Annotated in this window: 14 protein-coding genes; 5 read left to right on the top strand and 9 right to left on the bottom strand. The window is 63.7% G+C overall.

The window, feature by feature from the left end; genetic code table 11:
- Window positions 1–29: 29 nt before the first annotated feature.
- Window positions 30–965: a 1-phosphofructokinase gene (gene pfkB / locus C8D72_RS00720; protein WP_115852514.1), complete on the bottom strand. Its 936-nt coding sequence runs from the start codon at window positions 963–965 to the stop codon at window positions 30–32.
- Window positions 962–3,814 carry a phosphoenolpyruvate--protein phosphotransferase gene (ptsP, locus tag C8D72_RS00715; RefSeq protein ID WP_115852513.1) on the bottom strand — a complete coding sequence of 951 codons (2,853 nt, stop codon included), beginning with the start codon at window positions 3,812–3,814 and terminating at the stop codon, window positions 962–964. Before ptsP ends, pfkB begins: the two co-directional genes overlap by 4 nt.
- 222 nt (window positions 3,815–4,036) lie before the next feature.
- Between ptsP and cra the strand changes: the two genes are divergently transcribed.
- Window positions 4,037–5,038, top strand: coding sequence for a catabolite repressor/activator (gene cra / locus C8D72_RS00710; protein ID WP_115852512.1), 1,002 nt, complete (start codon window positions 4,037–4,039; stop codon window positions 5,036–5,038).
- A 79-nt stretch (window positions 5,039–5,117) separates the two neighbouring features.
- Here the strand turns inward: cra and C8D72_RS00705 are convergent, their stop codons facing one another.
- Window positions 5,118–5,696 carry a histidine phosphatase family protein gene (locus tag C8D72_RS00705; RefSeq protein ID WP_115852511.1) on the bottom strand — a complete coding sequence of 193 codons (579 nt, stop codon included), beginning with the start codon at window positions 5,694–5,696 and terminating at the stop codon, window positions 5,118–5,120.
- 173 nt (window positions 5,697–5,869) lie between these two features.
- On the opposite strand from C8D72_RS00705, the gene C8D72_RS00700 reads away from it, so the two are divergent.
- Window positions 5,870–7,786 carry a metallophosphoesterase family protein gene (locus C8D72_RS00700; protein WP_115853558.1) on the top strand — a complete coding sequence of 639 codons (1,917 nt, stop codon included), beginning with the start codon at window positions 5,870–5,872 and terminating at the stop codon, window positions 7,784–7,786.
- A gap of 92 nt (window positions 7,787–7,878) precedes the next feature.
- On the opposite strand, the gene C8D72_RS00695 is transcribed toward C8D72_RS00700, so the two are convergent.
- The gene (locus C8D72_RS00695; protein WP_115852510.1) at window positions 7,879–9,174 is read right to left on the bottom strand and encodes a purine-nucleoside phosphorylase; all 1,296 of its coding nucleotides are present in this window, start codon (window positions 9,172–9,174) and stop codon (window positions 7,879–7,881) included.
- Between the two features lie 330 nt (window positions 9,175–9,504).
- Here C8D72_RS00695 and C8D72_RS00690 point away from each other — a divergent pair, with 330 nt between their 5' ends.
- Window positions 9,505–11,079, top strand: coding sequence for a sensor domain-containing diguanylate cyclase (locus tag C8D72_RS00690; protein WP_115852509.1), 1,575 nt, complete (start codon window positions 9,505–9,507; stop codon window positions 11,077–11,079).
- Window position 11,080: 1 nt separating this feature from the next.
- Here the strand turns inward: C8D72_RS00690 and speB are convergent, their stop codons facing one another.
- The 5 genes from speB to C8D72_RS00665 all read right to left on the bottom strand — a co-directional run bounded on the left by speB (window position 11,081) and on the right by C8D72_RS00665 (window position 15,245).
- Window positions 11,081–11,977 (bottom strand): agmatinase, encoded by an 897-nt coding sequence (speB, locus tag C8D72_RS00685; protein WP_115852508.1) that lies wholly within the window; start codon window positions 11,975–11,977, stop codon window positions 11,081–11,083.
- A gap of 147 nt (window positions 11,978–12,124) precedes the next feature.
- Window positions 12,125–13,189, bottom strand: a complete 1,065-nt coding sequence (gene modC, locus C8D72_RS00680) for a molybdenum ABC transporter ATP-binding protein (protein ID WP_115852507.1) — start codon at window positions 13,187–13,189, stop codon at window positions 12,125–12,127.
- A gap of 36 nt (window positions 13,190–13,225) precedes the next feature.
- The gene (gene modB / locus C8D72_RS00675; protein WP_115852506.1) at window positions 13,226–13,924 is read right to left on the bottom strand and encodes a molybdate ABC transporter permease subunit; all 699 of its coding nucleotides are present in this window, start codon (window positions 13,922–13,924) and stop codon (window positions 13,226–13,228) included.
- Between the two features lie 36 nt (window positions 13,925–13,960).
- Window positions 13,961–14,743, bottom strand: coding sequence for a molybdate ABC transporter substrate-binding protein (gene modA / locus C8D72_RS00670; protein ID WP_115852505.1), 783 nt, complete (start codon window positions 14,741–14,743; stop codon window positions 13,961–13,963).
- A gap of 127 nt (window positions 14,744–14,870) precedes the next feature.
- The gene (locus tag C8D72_RS00665) at window positions 14,871–15,245 is read right to left on the bottom strand and encodes a winged helix-turn-helix domain-containing protein (protein WP_115852504.1); all 375 of its coding nucleotides are present in this window, start codon (window positions 15,243–15,245) and stop codon (window positions 14,871–14,873) included.
- A gap of 276 nt (window positions 15,246–15,521) precedes the next feature.
- Between C8D72_RS00665 and C8D72_RS00660 the strand changes: the two genes are divergently transcribed.
- Together C8D72_RS00660 and C8D72_RS00655 are read left to right on the top strand one after the other, a co-directional pair.
- Window positions 15,522–15,812 carry a hypothetical protein gene (locus C8D72_RS00660; protein ID WP_115852503.1) on the top strand — a complete coding sequence of 97 codons (291 nt, stop codon included), beginning with the start codon at window positions 15,522–15,524 and terminating at the stop codon, window positions 15,810–15,812.
- A gap of 268 nt (window positions 15,813–16,080) precedes the next feature.
- Window positions 16,081–16,473 (top strand): hypothetical protein, encoded by a 393-nt coding sequence (locus tag C8D72_RS00655; RefSeq protein WP_115852502.1) that lies wholly within the window; start codon window positions 16,081–16,083, stop codon window positions 16,471–16,473.
- Window positions 16,474–16,542 lie beyond the last annotated feature (69 nt).

Below are 16,542 nucleotides of genomic sequence, written 5' to 3'. Positions count from 1 at the left end.
AGGCAGCTCAAAAGAAATCGGGGGCGTGATCATGTCAGCACCTCGATGGAGACCGCCTCGCACAAGGCGGTAAAGTCCTCGACATCCGAGCGCCCCACGCCAATGCGGCGCACGGCGTCGGCCGACAGGGCCGTGGCAAAGCGCAGCGTCTGCTCCCGCGGCCAGCCTTCCAGCACGCCATGCAGCACGCCGGCCAGCAGCGTATCGCCGGCGCAGACGGTGCTGACGATCTCGACCCGCGGCGGACGTGCCCGCAGCGCCCCGCCATCAAACAGCCACACCACGCCATCGGCGCCCAGCGACAGCAGCACGTTATCGATGCCGCCGCGCTGCAGTTCACGCGCGGCTGTCAAAAGCGCCGCCTCGTCTGCCAGCGGCCGGCCGACACACTCGGCCAGCTCATGTTCGTTGGGCTTGATCAGGGTGGGACGCGCGCGGGCGCCGTGCACCAGCGCCCCGCCGCTGCTGTCCAGCCACACCGGCAGCCCCTGCGTCCCGAGGCGCCCGATCAGGGCCGCCAGCCAGTCGGGCGTCACGCCCGGCGGCAGACTGCCGGAGATGACCACCGCATCGATGTCCTCGGCACCGGCTTCGATATCGTCGAGAAGACGGGCCATGGCGGCTTTATCCACCAGCGCGCCCGGGCCGTTGATATCGGTCACGCGCCCATCGGCTTCGGTCAGCTTGGCGTTGACCCGGGTCTCCCCGGCGACCCGAACGAAGCGGTCTTCCACGCCCCACTCGAGAAAGGCCCGCTCGAACGGCGCCTGATTGTCCCGGCCCAGAAAGCCGCCGGCCACCACCTGATGATCATGGCGGGCCAGCACGCAGGCCACGTTGTTGCCCTTGCCGGCCGGCGTCAGCGAACTCTCCTGCGAGCGATTGACGCTGCCCGGCGACAGCGCGGTCAGGCGAATGGAGAGATCCAGCGCCGGATTAAGCGTCAGCGTCAGTACCCGGCTCATGTCAGCGACTCCAGCATGGCGCGCACCTCGGCGGCCGTCGGGCAGGCCAGCGCGCGCAGCGCCAGCGCCCGGCTCTCTTCCAGACTCAGGCTGCGGATGCGCTGCTTGACCAGCGGAATCTGGCGGCTGGACACCGACAGCTCATCGACACCCAACCCCATCAGCACACCGATTGCCTGCGGGTCGCTCCCCAGCTCGCCGCACACGCCGACCCAGCGGCCTTTGGCATGGGCGGCGTCGACGGTCAGCTGAATCAAACGCAGCACCGCCGGGTGCAGACCGTCGGCCTGGGCCGACAGGCGGGAATGGCCGCGGTCGATCGCCAGGGTGTACTGGGTCAGGTCGTTGGTGCCGATCGAGAAGAAATCGACATGCTCGGCCAGGCTCGGGGCCAGCAGCGCACAGGAGGGAATTTCGATCATCACGCCCAGCTGCACATCGGGTGCCTGTACCTCGGCCTGGACGCGATCAAAGATGGCCTTGCCGGCGTGGAACTCCTCCACGTCCTTGACCATCGGGAACATGATGCGCAGCGGTCGATCCCCGGCCGCCATCAACAGGGCACGAATCTGGGTCTCGAGCACGTCCGGGCGGGTCAGCGCCAGGCGAATGCCGCGCAGCCCCAGGAAGGGGTTGTCCTCTGCCGGCACCGGCCAGTAGTCCAGCGGCTTGTCACCGCCGACATCCAGCGTGCGGGCGACCAGCGCGCGATCATGTCCCAGGGCGTCAAAGGCCTGGGCGTACTCGGCGATCTGGGTCTCCAGATCCGGCGCCTGCGGATGCGCCATGAAGACAAACTCGGTACGCAACAGGCCTACCGCCTCGGCCCCGCGCTCGACGGCGTCCGCCGCATGCGCGGTGTTGCCGAGGTTCGCGGCGACCTCGACGCGATGGCCATCCAGAGTGATGGCCGGGTCAAAACGCACGCCAAAGGCTTCACGCTCGCGGATCTCACGCTCGCGAATGGAGAGTTCGGTACGGGCACGACGCTCGGGGGCAGGCGAGGGAATGACGCGGCCGCGCTCGCCATCGAGAATCATGTCGATACCGTTTTCCAATGCCATGATGGTCTCGCCGGCACCGACGACCGCCGGGATGCCCAGCGCGCGGGCCAGAATGGCGCTGTGGGAGGTCGCCCCGCCGCGGGCGGTCAGAATGCCGCGTACCCGCGAGGTATCCAGTCGCGCCACATCGGAAGGCCCGACATCGTCGGTGACCAGAATGTAGGGATGGGTCGGCGGATCGGGCATCTTCACCCCGCAGAGATTGCCCAGCACGCGCCGGCCGACGTCGCGCAGATCCGCGGCGCGCTCGGCCAGCAGACGATCGGCCAGCGCTTCCTGGGCGCGGGCGGCCACATCGATGGCCCGCCACCAGCCGCCCTCGGCGCTCTTGCCTTCGTTGATCGCCTCATAGGCGGCTTCGCGAAGTTCCGGGTCGCCCAGCATCTCTTCGTGCATGGAGAGAATCTCGGCCACCTCGCCGCCGGCAGCGCGGATCATCTCTTCAAGCTGCTGCTCGGCCTCGCTAATGGCTTCGCCCAGACGCGTTTTTTGCAGCTGACGGTCAGAGGCGGTCTCCTCGTAATGAAATTCCGGCGGGCGCATCACGAACACCGGGGCGATCGCCATGCCGGGGGAGGCGGGCACGGCCGCCAGCGGCGTATCGGCGGCCGGTGCCACCACCGGCTCACGTGGGGTCTGGCGGTTGCGCGACGGCCGCGCATCGCTGGTTTCCCCCAGCGGCGTGACCTCTTCGCCCAGCCCGCCACGCAGCGCCTCGGCCATGGCATCGACGGCTTCACGGGCGCCTTCGCCTTCGGCCGAGAAGATCAGCATCTGGCCACGACGCGCCCCCAGACCGATGACCTTGGTCAGACTGGCCGCCGAGACCGCCTCATTGCCGCCTTCGGCCAGCCGCACGCGCACCGGCATCTTCTGGGCGCGGGCGATCTGGACCAGCTGCTTGGCCGGACGAGCATGCAGGCCGTGGGCGTTGCGCACCCTGACCCGGACGGTTTCGGCGCTGGCCGATTCGCCGGACAGCCGCGCGAGCAGCGCATCCCGTCCCAGCCGCGCCAGCTCCTCGCCCTTGCCCTCTTCCAGCACGCTCACCAGCCGGTCGAGCAGCACATCGTGGGCGTTGCCGCTTTCGGCCAGACAGAAGACCCCGGCCACGCCATCGATATGCGCCTGCGGCAGGGCCAGCCCCAGCGCCGGCTGGATGACACCCGTGGCGCTGCGCACCAGCCACAGCTGCTGGCCCAGCGAGATGGCCTGCTGGCCCAGGATATCGCCCACAAAGCGGCGATCCACGCAGCCCAGCTGCTCAAGGCGTGCCGCGACAGCCGCCGTCAGCTCCAGCGACGAGCGCGCCGGCACCCCCTGAATAATGGTGTCGCCATCCAGGCGTGCCGTGACCGGAGCCTTTGACAGCAGGCTTACGACTTCCTCGGCGTCGCCAGCGCGCGCCAGCCTGTCGGCCACGCCTTCACGGTCGAGTACGTGGGTGAGCTGGCGCAGGATGTCCAGGTGCTCATCGCTTTGCGCGGCAATCGTGATGATCAAATGCACCCGATTGCCGTCGTGCCACTCGACACCTTCTGGAAACTGCAGAAGGCGCACGCCGGTGGCCAGCACATGCTCACGGCTTTTCTGGGTACCGTGGGGAATGACGATGCCGTTACCCAGCCAGGTCGAGGCCTGCTCTTCGCGCTCGAACAGCGCATCGCGATAGCCTTCGCGGGCAAGCCCGCCCTCCATGAGCGACTGGCCGGCCTGATGGAGCGCATCACGCCAGTCGCTGGCGTGCTGATTGAGCAAAACGGCATCACTTTTCAGCGTGAGCATGGCGTATTGATCCTTGTGAGTGGCAAATCTGCGCGATCGGCGCCATCAAATGAGGCACCTGGAGCGCAGAACGGCATGAAACAGGTCATGACAGCATGGCTGAATCGTGTCACCTTTTCCTTGCCGTAATGCTGAAAGAGATCGAGCGGTGAATCAAGCACCAACGGTATGGACCTACGTCGTATCGACAGCCCCACGCCTTTCATATCGGGAAATAACACCATGACGCTTGCAGAGATTGCGCGCCTGGCCGGCGTATCACGCACCACGGCAAGCTATGTCATCAATGGCAAGTCACGCCAGCACCGCATCAGCGAGGCGACGGTCAAGCGCGTCATGGCGGTGATCGAGGAGCACGGTTATCGGGTGGATGCTCAGGCGGCCGCCCTGCGCCGCGGGGTCAGCCGCACGCTGGGCTTTGTGCTGCCGGACCTTGAAAACACCAGCTATGCGCGGCTGGCCAAGCTTCTGGAACAGGGGGCGCGCCGGGCGGGCTATCAGCTGTTGATGGTCAGCTCCAACGATGACCCGGACACCGAGCGCGAACTGCTCAGCGCCCTGCAGGCCCGGCGCTGTGACGCCTTGATCGTGGCCTCGAGCCTGCCGCCGGGAGAGGCCTGCTATCAGCGTCTGATCAGCGCCGGGATGCCGGTGGTGGCCGTGGACCGGGCGCTCGATGACACGCTGATGCCCTGCATCATCAGTGAAAACCGCCGGACCGCCATGAGCCTGACCCGGACCGTGCTCTCACCCGCGGTGCAGGAAGTTGTCTGGTTCGACGCCCTGCCGGGACTGGCCAATACCCTTGAGCGCCGGGAAGGGTTCAGGGCGGCAATGGCAGCCCATGGCGGGCCAACGCAACGCGCGCATCTTCACTGCGGCGCACGCTACGATCGGGAGACGGGCATGGCGCTCATGCGCGAGCATCTTGAGCACCACGGCCTGCCCCAGGCGCTGGTGACAGCGTCCTATACGCTGCTGGAAGGCGCGCTGGACGTTTTGCTGACGAAATACTCGATGGAGACGCTGCAGGCGCACCCTCTGCAGATGGCGACCTTCGGTAATGACCGGCTGCTGGATTTTCTGCCCCTCAAGGTCAACTCGATGCAGCAGGATCATGAGCGTATTGCAACCCTGGCACTCTCGAGTGTACTGGAGGCCATTGAAGGCCGGCGTCACCCCGGCATCGTCAACGTTGAGCGAACCCTGATTCGCCGGAATTGAGAAGCCCCGGGCCAGAGTGCCTGCCTTAAACAAAAGACAGGGCCTCGGAGAAAAGACAGGGGCTCGGACAAGGGACGGGTCAGGCGATGGCCTGGCCCTGATACTCATAGACACCGTACTGCCAGTGCGCACGGCCGGGCCTTTTGGGCCCCTGCCAGCCGCGGGAAAGCAGCTCGCGTGCCAGCAGATGATTGATCATGCCATGACCAACAAACAGCACCGAGCAGTGCTCGCCGGCCAGTTCGACCAGCTTGCTGGCCGCGGCATCGGCGCGATTGAAGACCTCCCGACGCCCTTCGGCGTTGCCGTGATAGCCCAAAAGCCACAGGGCGCGAAAGGCCACCAGCCAGAAGGTGGTCGGCAGTGATGGCGTCGGCCAGCGCCCGCTGCCGTGCGGCAGATCAATTTCGCGCATCAGGGGGTCGCTGTAGACAATATTGCCCGCCTCCAGACGCAGCGCCGATTCCAGCGATCTTGGCAGATCGCTGCAGACCACGGCCGCACACTCCCGGGCAATGGTCAGGGCGCGATCGCAGCGCGTAACTTCATCCAGGCCCGCCAGCTGATAGCGGGCCACCCAGTGTCTGAAATCAGCAGCGGCCATCTTTTCGTCAAAACGCACCCGCGGCGCTCCATGCCGCATCAGGATGATCTTCATGCCCCGCTGCTCCACACCAAACTTGATTGAAATTAATTCTAGTCGGCAGAGTATAAGCGCGACCACTCACATTCAGGCTCACACAAAATCGATTCCTGCCGTGACCGGTCATTGCCGACCCTGCCGGTGCCGTGTTCTGGTCCTCTTCAACCCCTGATGTCCGCGTGGTGATCATGTCAGAAGTCGCGCCAGAAAAGATTGTTCCGCAGCCCCTGCCCGACGTGCTGGCAGGCCCCATGCTGCGCCGCCTGCTGCCCGAGCGCATGACCCTGTGGCTGGTGGCCTCCAAAGCCCTGACGCTGACGCTGATCCTTGAGCGCGACCCGGCACATTCAGTGCGCCTGCGTCTGGATGAATCTCAGTGCCGCCGGCTGCGCATCGGTGAACATGCCGTGGTGCACATGATCGACGTCGCCATCTGCCCGGCGTTCGATGAAGGCGAGATACTGCGCTACGACCTGCTGATCGAGGACCAGGGGCAGTGTCATGGCATTGCCGAATGGGCGCCACAGCTGTGTCACGAGGGAGAAGCTTTGCTGACCGTGCGGCATGCCATGACACTGGCCTCCATCGCCCACGGCTCCTGTCGTCGGCCGCACCATGATGCTCCTGATGGCCTGGCGCGGCTGGACCGGGAGCTGCACGCCCGGCGCGCCACTCCCGAGCAGTGGCCATCACTATTGATGATGACCGGCGACCAGATCTATGCCGACGATGTCGCAGGCCCCATGCTGTTGGCCATCAATGCGCTCGTGGAGCGGCTGGGGCTTTATCACGAACACTTTGAATCGGCGGAAATCAGCGACAGCCGAACGCTTTTGCAGGCCCCCTGGCTGTACCAGCGCAATCGGCTGCTGCCGGCCACCCCTGACAACCGGCTGCTGCAGCGCTACTTCTTTCGCGGCAAGGAAAAACCGATCTTTACCGCGGCCGGTGCCGACAACCATCTGATCAGCCTGGGCGAAATACTGGCCATGTATCTGCTGGTCTGGTCGCCCATTCCCTGGCAGCTCATCGCTATCGAGCGTCCAGACCTTGATGACAAAACGGCGGCACTCTTTGAAACGGAGCGTGCCGCGCTGGATCACTTTATCGCGGAGCTGCCCGCGGTACGGCGCGTGCTGGCCCGTCTGCCGACCTGGATGATCTTTGACGATCATGACGTGACCGATGACTGGAACCTGACCGCCCAGTGGGAGCGCACTGCACTGGGACATCCCTTTTCACGACGCATCATGGGCAACGCCCTGATCGGCTATTTGATCTGTCAGGGCTGGGGCAATGCCCCAGAGCACTTTGACGGCGACATGATGGCGCAGCTGGAGGCGTACTGCCGGATGCCCGATGAGCCGCAGCATGACGCCCTGATTGAGGCCCTGCTGCGCTTCGAGCGCTGGCACTATACGTTGCCCACCCGGCCTGCCATGGTGGTGCTGGATACCCGCACACGACGCTGGCGCAGTGAACGTGGCCTGCACAAGCCCTCGGGGCTGATGGACTGGGAGGCCCTGACCGAACTGCAGCAGGAGCTCATGGGACACGACGCCATCATCATGGTCTCGCCGGCACCGGTCTTTGGCGTCAAGCTGATCGAGACAGTGCAGCAGGTGTTTGTCTGGCTCAACCGTCCGCTACTGGTGGACGCCGAGAACTGGATGTCCCACCGCAGCGCCGCCTACGTCATGCTCAATATCTTTCGCCATCGCCATACCCCACAGAATTTCATCGTCCTGTCAGGCGATGTGCACTACAGCTTTGCCTACGATGTGCAGCTGCGAGAACAGCATCACAGCCCCCGCATCTGGCAGATCACCAGCAGCGGCATCCGCAACGAATTTCCCGACACCCTGCTGGATACCTTCGATCGCATCAATCGCTGGCTGTTTGCGCCCTGGTCTCCCGTCAACTGGCTGACCAAGCGCCGCCACATGGTGATCAAGCCCCGCCAGCCCGACAGCCGCTCCCCGGGAGAGCGGCTGGTCAACAAGGCCGGTATCGGACTGCTGCGTCTGGATGAGCATGGCTGCCCCCGGGAGATCATGCAGCTGGGAGGCGACGGTCATGATGTGCGCTTTGAGCGCGACGACTGAAGGCCATTTACCGTCGGTGTCATGCCGGGCGGACAGCGCAACGCCCGGCAAGTGCCGGGCGTGGTCAGACCTGCCCGAGTTGCCACAGGGGCTCAGTTCGACGCGCTCTCCTCATCGCCGACCGTGTCGTCTTCATCGCCATCACCTGCCGTTGCCTTCTGTTCGGGGGCAGCCGCTGCATCATTGTCCTCCGCGGCCTTTGCCGGCACACCTGCCTGCCAGTGCTCCCAGTCGTCAACGATAGAGGCAATCAGCGGATAGCCGGCGCGTACCATGTTGGTCAGCGCCGGCGTGTAGCCGCCCTGTTTGGCATAGCCGGTCAGGCCATCGGCGTCGGAGAGCCCTTCATAGGGACGGTTGAAGCTGGCCCCGGCGCGTACCACGGCGGTGCGCTCGCGCTGGAGTCGCCCGGCCTCATCGGCGCGCTTGAGCGCGGTCAGAATGGCGTTGTCTTCCTGCTGGCCGGTGCAGATGGTGGCCTCCTCGCCGGCGACCTGCTCACCCAGCTGTGCGGCGCGGTCGGCAAGGCGGTTGCCGTACCACCAGGTATCGCTGGAAACGCTGTCGCACTGCACGACGCTGGGCGCTTCATTGGCCGGCGCATAATCATAGTGCTCACGGTAGGCCGCCGCATTGTCGCTATCGGCCAGCTCGACGCCCCTTGACAGCGCTACGGCGCGATCCACCAGCGCATCATCCAGATGATAGAACTCGGTGCCGTACTCCTGATGCGGGTCCTGGGCGGGCGTATGGGTATTGATGCTCAGATAGCCCGTGGTCCAGTCGTCGGGAATATCGCGGGCATCGAGCTCCCACTGAATGCCGACATCCACCAGATAGCGCGGCCAGGTGGGCGAGCCCAGCGTGCCCTGATGTGGGTCGATACTGGCCACCCCCGAGATCAGAAACCAGCTCTCGGTGAGATCAAATTCCGGCGAGAAGGCCACCGTGGAAATGGAGGTCGCGGCATTGGCATAGCCCTTGCCGGTGGTCATCAGACAGACATCATCATCGTTGCAGCTGACGCTGCCAAACGAGCCGTGCAGCCCGGGCACCCTGATCTCCTGCGTCGGTGACAGCCGATCGGCCCAGGCCCGGCGCTCGGGGCCGAACGTGGTAATCACCATGGCCCTGACATGACGCGGGCCGTCATCGGCCTCTGGCGGCTCACCGGCGCTGGCCGTGTCGGCGCTGCCACCCTCCTCTTCAGAGGTCGTTTCATCAGCACGCGCACGACGGGAAGACGCTTCATCGGTGGTTGATGAATCGGTTTTTTGCGTCACATCGGCGCTCGCACTGTTCTGATGGTCTTCCTGCGCATCAGCCAGCGCAGGGAGCGAGAGCGGCAGGGCCAACAGGGTGGCTGCCAGCAAACGGGGGTAACTCATGACGTAACCTGCTGTTTCCTCGAGATGGTCGTGATCATCTCACATCCTCGCGCCCGGCAATATGCCGTCAGGACAGTCGTCCAGGACGGGGATATAAAAAATGCTTCGATGACAACCCCGTCCGGGCTAATTGAAATTAATTTAATTAGAGCACCAGCTCTGCCACTGTCGCCGTGGCCTGTCACGGGACTGTGCCCCGGGGCGTTGCCCCGGAATCGATCCCCGGTCATGGCATCAAGATTCCGGTCACAGCGCCGTTAAAAACGAAAGCTTTCAGGCCCGGAGCATTTTTTAATGCGCTATTAAATCGCATCAGCCGGAATCGTCGATGTGCCCTATCTGAACTCACTGCGCAACAGGTTCATCATCACGCTCTCGATCATGCTGGTGCTGGTCATGAGCATTCTGGTGTTCATTCTCCATCAACTGATGATTCCAAATCTGATCAGCGAGGAACGCCAGAGCGCTCACGTCTACGCCAACGCACTACAGATGAGCATTGACCACCATGCCCGGACGCTCAGCGACATGGCCCATGAATGGGCCAGCTGGGCGAGCACGCGGGATTTCATGGAAAACCATCTGCCGGATTTCCCGCAGACGCATATCACCTCGGCCGTGTTTGACGAGCACGGTGCCGACCTGATGCTGATCACCAACGCCCACGACGGCGTCACCTGGGTGGCCGGGCGCAACCCCGTGACCGGCGCCTTTACCTCCTGCGCCACACCGACAGGCGAATGTCAGTGGGCCCTTGACCAGGTACGCCAGATCCAGAGACAGTTGCCCGAGACCGACACCACGGCGCGCATGGGCGTTAGCCCGGCATTTGGCCTTTTGAGCACCTGGCCCATTGCCCATCGAGCCAGCACGCTGTCTTCAGGCAAGCTGACGCTGGTGCGCTTTCTGCCCGGGCAGTGGCAGCTCGACCCGGCAGACACGGCCTCGACCCTGACGCTCTCTGCCGTTCGTCAGGACATGACCGCCGGAAACAACGCCCCCGTGGTGGCCATTGATTCGATCAGTGACGACAGCCTGCGTCTCACGCTCCTGCGCGACAGTGCCACACCCGGCTATCAGGTCATGATGACCACCCGTCTTGACCGCGATGGCCTGCGCGATGGCATCCAGCGCTTTAACCTGACCATGCTGGGCGCGCTGGCGCTGTTGCTGGTGCTCATGGTGATCATGCTGTGGGTGTTTCGCGCCATGGTGCTGCGCCCGATTACCGAGCTTTCCCGCTATGCCAGCGCCCTGCGCCAGTCACCCGGCGAGCATCTGGACGCTCCACCGCCCTGGTTACAGGCCCGCGGTGACGAACTGGGCATCATGGCGCGAGAGTTTCAAACGCTGATTCAGGAGCTTAACGAACGCAACGCGCATCTCAAGGCACTGACCAACCGTGATGCCCTGACGGGGCTGGGCAATCGGCGACTGCTGGACCGTCAGCTGCCGCGCATCCTCTCCCTGACGCATCGCCTTGAGCGCCCGGTGGCACTGATCATGATCGATGTCGACCATTTCAAGCTCTACAACGACTTTTACGGCCATCCGGAGGGCGATCAGTGCCTGAAGACCATCGCCGAGACGCTTGGCGATATCTTCCAGCGCGAGTCGGATCTTGTGGCGCGAATCGGCGGCGAGGAGTTCGTGATCGTGCTGCCCGATTTTGACCTGGATCGCGCCATGGACATTGCCCGCGGCGTCTGTACGGCCATGGAGGCCCAGTGCCTGCCCCATGAGCCCTCGCCGACTCACAGATACGTCACCATCAGTGCCGGCGTGGCCATCTCCTCGCCCGAGCATCCGCTGTCGGGCGAGGCCTTGATCAAACAGGCCGACGAGGCGCTCTATCAAATCAAGAAAAGCAGCCGCAACGCCGTGGGGTGCGCTGCGCCCTCGTGAGCTAGCCGCGCATGGCGATAAACGTCCACAAAAGCGTGGCCGCTGCCAGTGACGTAATCTCCTGCGGGTCATAGGGCGGCGAGACTTCCACCACATCCATGCCGATCAGGTTGAAGCCGCGCAGGGCTTCCAGAAGCTCCAGCGCCTTCATGGTGGTGATGCCGCCGATTTCGGGCGTACCGGTCCCCGGCGCATGAGCCGGATCCAGTACATCAATGTCAAAGGTGATGTAGATCGGTGATTCGCCCATGCGGTCACGGACCTTCTGCGCCAGCGCTTCGCCGTCGAGCCGCATCAGATCCCGTGAGCTCAGCCACTGCCCGCCCTGCTCGGCCAGCCAGTCCCGCGTGGCCGGCTCGACCGGCGAGCGAAGCCCCAGGCTCAGGGTACGTTCCGGGGCCACCAGTCCCTCATCGATGGCATTGCGCAGGAAGGTGCCGTGGCCGATGTCATCGCCAAAGTGGCTGGCCCAGGTGTCACAGTGCGCGTCGAAGTGAATCAGCGACAGCGGCTGCCCCTGAAGGCGACGCTGCGCGCGCAGCACGCCCAGGGTGGTCATGTGATCGCCGCCGGCACACAACAGCGTCTGATTCGGCGCCTGCTCGTATGCCGCCATGACCCCGGTCTCGATACGTCGCAGCGCGTCATGCTGCCCCACCTGCATGATATCGAGATCACCCAGATCGCTGACCAGCTCGCAGGGGTCGGTCTCGAACTCGGGGTGACGGCCGTCGGTCAGCATCATGCTGGCCCGGCGCAGGGCGTTGGGCGCCATGCGCGCCCCCGGGCGAAAGGTGACCGAGCAGTCATAGGGCAGCCCTAGAAAGGCAAAGGGCCGCGCGCTGTCCTGCGGCGCTTTCAAAAAGGTGGCGATACCCTGATACGGCAGACCAAACATGACATTCCCCTGTTCCGGCGTACAACGCACAAAAGGTGATGACGAAAAATCGCATCCTGAGGCCGGCCCTCTGGCAGGTCAACGGTTTCGCAGAACACGCCATCGCCCCTGTTTCAGACCCGTCAGGCGCGCCGGAAAATTGTCAGGCTAGCCGGCCAGGCTGACGCTTCGAATCAGTGCCACCACCGCAAGCCCCGGCCTGAGCCCGAGCGCTTCACCAGCCTCCAGGGTCACGCGCGATTGCAGCTGCTGATCGCCCAGCGCCAGCGTCACCTCCAGCGTGCCCGTGGCCCCCGGCGTCATGGACACAATGACCGCCTCGAGCTGGTTGCGAAAGCTGCTGTCCCCCTGATGTGACAGCGCGATGGCCACATCACGGCGACGCACGCGAACACGAACGTCGCCCCCCTCGGGGCACTCAAGCAATGGCAGCGTCAGGCGCTGCCCATCGGCGAGCGTCACACGCGTGGCGTGGTAGTGGTGATCGTGGGCGCGCACCTGACCATGCAGCAGCGAGCTGGCCTCAAACCCGCCCAGCCAGGGGGCCATGTCGCCCCGCAACAGCAGTGTCTCCATTGAATCGCTGGCAATGACCCGCCCTCGATCCAGCACCACAAGCTGCTCGGCCACCGCCATGAGTTCTTCCGGGTCGTGGCTGACAAACAGGATCGGCAGGTCGATCTCGCGGGTCAGACGCACGATATAGTTCAAAAGCTCCTGCTTGCGCGCCCCGTCCAGCCCGGTCAGGGGCTCGTCCATGAGCAGCATGTCCGGCTCGGCCAGCAGCGCCCGGCCGATCGCTACCCGTCGCGCCTCGCCGCCCGACAACGCCCCCGGCATGCGATCCAGCAGCGCCTCGATTCCCAACAGTTCGACCACCCGATCAAAGGCCACGCCGCGCGTGATCCGCCGCGCATAGGTCAGATTGCTGCGCACCCGGTAGTGGGGGAAGAGCCGCGCCTCCTGAAAGACCACGCCCAGCCGGCGCTGATGGGGCGGCACGAAGGTGCGCCGGTCGGTATCCACAAAGGTTCGATCGTTGAGCGCAATACGCCCGCTGTCCGGGCGATCCAGGCCGGCCAGCATGCGCAAAAGCGTCGTCTTGCCGCTGCCCGAGTGGCCGAAAAGCGCCGTCACACCCTGGCCGGGGGCGGTGATATCGACATCAACGTCAAAGTCGCCCTGACGGTGCTGGAGACACAGCTCAAGCATGGCGGTCGCCTCGCGGTGTCGGTGTCAGTGTCATGGCTACCCCCGGTCCCGGCCGGCCATGCGCCGCCGGGTGCGTCGCGCCAGCCACTCGGAGGCCACCAGCGAGATCATGGCCACCACGATCGAGATCACGCACAGCCGCGCCGCGGCATCTTCCATGCCGGGCGTCTGGATCAGCGAATACAGCGCCAGCGGCAGCGTGCGGGTTTCACCGGGAATGTTGGAGGCGAAGGTGATGGTGGCGCCAAACTCCGACAGCGCCCGGGCAAAGGCCAGCACGGCGCCAGTGACCAGCCCCGGTATCGCCAGCGGCAGGGTAATGGTGAAAAAGACCCGCAGCCGTGAGGCGCCCAGCGTTCGGGCCGCCGCTTCAAGCCGTGGGTCCACCGCTTCAAGAGACAGCCTGACGGCGCGCACCAGCAGTGGGAAAGCCATGACGCCGCCTGCCAGCGCCGCGCCCTGCCAGGTAAAGGGCAGCGACAGCCCGAGATGCTCATAAAGCCAGCCACCCACGACCCCGCGGCGTCCCATGACCACCAGCAGCAGATAGCCCACCACCACCGGTGGCAGCACCAGCGGTAGATGAACGATGCCATCAAGCAGAGACTTGCCGACAAACTCGTGGCGGGCCAGCAGCCATGCCATGGCAATGCCGGGGACCATGATGATCAAAAGCGCCGTACCGGCGACCTGCAGACTGATCTGCAGAGCCTCGATTTCAAGCGGTGTCAGCACATTGACGCCCTCGTATCGGCGCGAGTCGGGCGTCGATCAGCTCGTTTCATTCGATTCGTTGACCTCAAACCCGTACTGCTTGAAGGTACTGGCCGCCTTATCGCTGCCCAGCCACTGCAGAAACGCGCGCGCCTGCGGACTCGGGTCCTTGCCAATCAGCGCGGCCGGATAGGTAATCGGGTCATGGCTGTCGGCCGGGAAAAGCCCCAGTTGATGCACGTGCTCGCCCGCCATGGCATCGGTGGCATAAACCACACCCAGCGGCGTCTCGCCACGCTCGACCAGCGCCAGCGCGCCGCGCACGTCGCTGGCACGGGCCAGCCGAGGCTCGAGCACCTGCCACTGCCCCTGATGCACCAGGGCCTGCTGTGTGTAGATACCGGCCGGGACGTGCGCCGGATCCCCTGCCGCGATGCGATCGCCGTCGTCCAGATACTGCACCAGCGGATGGTCACTGTCCGGTGTGAAGTCCTGGATATCGCTGCCTTCTGCCGTGATCAGTGCCAGACGGTTGTTGAGCAGATCGCGTCGCTCGTGGATCGGCTCCCCCTGGTCTTCCAGCCAGTCCATCCACTTTTCGTTGGCCGAGAGATAGACATCCGCCGGTGCCCCCTGACTGATCTGGCGCGCCAGCGTCGAAGAAGAGGCATACACCGGCACGATATCCACGTCATGGTCCTGTTCGTACTGCTCGATCAGTGTATTCATGACATCCGTCAGCGAGGCGGCAGCCTGAACATCAATGCGCTCTGCGGCGCCGGCAGCGTTGCAGGACAAAAACAGCGTGGCGGTCGTCAGTGCGGCCAGGGGTCTGATCATGGTGACTTCTTCCTTGAAAGGCGTTGGGAATCAGCACGGGGCCTACCCGATATGCTTATCTTTGCACATCGAAAAACAGGGCTCAATCCCGAAGGAAAATCACCGGGGGAGGCATACGTTCAGCCGGCTATTCGGCGTGCTCACTGGTGTCGGCGACACCGCTGTCAAAATCACCGAAGTGGGCCGTCACCGCACAGATCGTCTGCTGCTCGACATGACGATAGCGCGCCACCAGCTCCTGACCCAGCGCTGTCAGATGGGCACCGCCATGAGAGGCACCACCCTTGCTGGAGCGCACCAGCGGTTGACTGAAGGCTGTATTGAGGGCATCGATCAGATGACGTGTCTTGCGATAGCTGATGTTGGTCTGCCTAGCCGCGGCCGAAATGGAGCCGGTATCGCGGATGGCTTCCAGCAGATCAATCTTGCCCGGCCCCAGCACGAGGCCGCCTTCAAACACCAGGCGAAGCTTCGTTGCCGGACCGGACGCATCAATGGCCATGACGACATTACCTCTTCAGAAGAAGGTCGCCGTTATAACATGCGCCGGTGACTGCTGCAGACCATGCAAACCCTACTGCCCGCTGCGAAAACCATCGAATTAATCTTTTTGTAAGAAAATTTTTTTATTTATTATCAATAACTTAATCTTAAAAATTAATTCATATACATAATTTTGGAAGCGTTGCGATTTGCGTTCTCGCCTCAAGCCAACCAGGGTTTTTGTCATCAGGCTACAGGGCCTGTTGAGATTCTTCCCAAGGACAGGAGAGACATCATGAAAGCGACATGGCTTGCACCCTTCGTACTGGCACTGGCAGCAACTCCCGCGCTGGCCGATGACATGGATACTGACACCGATAACGGTCAGATGCAGGATGGTCAGATGCAGCAGCAGGGCACTACTTCCAGCAACATGGACTCCGGCATGGGCAACGCCGATGCAGACAACGGCGGCCAGATGACGCGTCAGACCGGCGACATGGATACTGACAGCGATCTGGACACCGATACTGACAACGACGACATGGATCTGGATACCGACACGGATACCGACACGGATTCGTGATCGACAGCTCTCTGATCGACAGGGGGCGCAGCATCCGGTGTTGCGCCCCCTGATGTTTTTGTCACCTGCCCCACATAACTCTCCTATTTCCCTGTCACCCTGCGTCATCCCGAAGATTTCTCTGGCTGCTCAGGCATCTTCCCTCTTCTGATCTATATTGTGTCTACCGGATGCACGGCAACCTGCATTCGATGTCGCAGTATCTCGGGCCCCCGTTCAGCGCGTTTTGAACACGCTAAATGGTGAACCCGATCACAGGAGAAACCGCATGAAAGCAGCATGGATCGCCCCCTTTATTCTGGCGCTTGCCGCCACGCCGGCACTGGCCGTTGATACCAGCAGCAACGTTCAACAGCAGAGCCAGACTCAGGAAAACGCCTCTCCCAATGCCATCAACCCCGGTCAGGGCAAACAGCCCGACGGCTACAGCGACGGTGCCGGGAACCAGCAGCATACCGATGATTTCGGTGCCGCCAGCGTCGCTGACGCCGGGGGCGATACCGATATCGGAGCGGATACGGACAGCGATACCGACGCCAATGCCGATAACGACACCGGCACGGATCACGACACCGGCGCTGAAAGCGGTGCCAGCGCTGACAGTGGGGGCAGCGTGAACAGCGGCGGGAGCGCCGATAGCGACACGGATACCGACCACTGAGCCATGTCAGAAGCAGCGCGCCCTGCAACGGCGACAAATCATGCCGCAGCGCCGGCCCGGCAAAGATGC

It is taken from the genome of Kushneria indalinina DSM 14324 (assembly GCF_003385845.1).
Classification (GTDB): Bacteria; Pseudomonadota; Gammaproteobacteria; order Pseudomonadales; family Halomonadaceae; genus Kushneria; species Kushneria indalinina.
The sequence above is the reverse complement of the archived record's forward strand: the minus strand, read 5'-3'. Positions and strand labels throughout refer to the sequence as shown.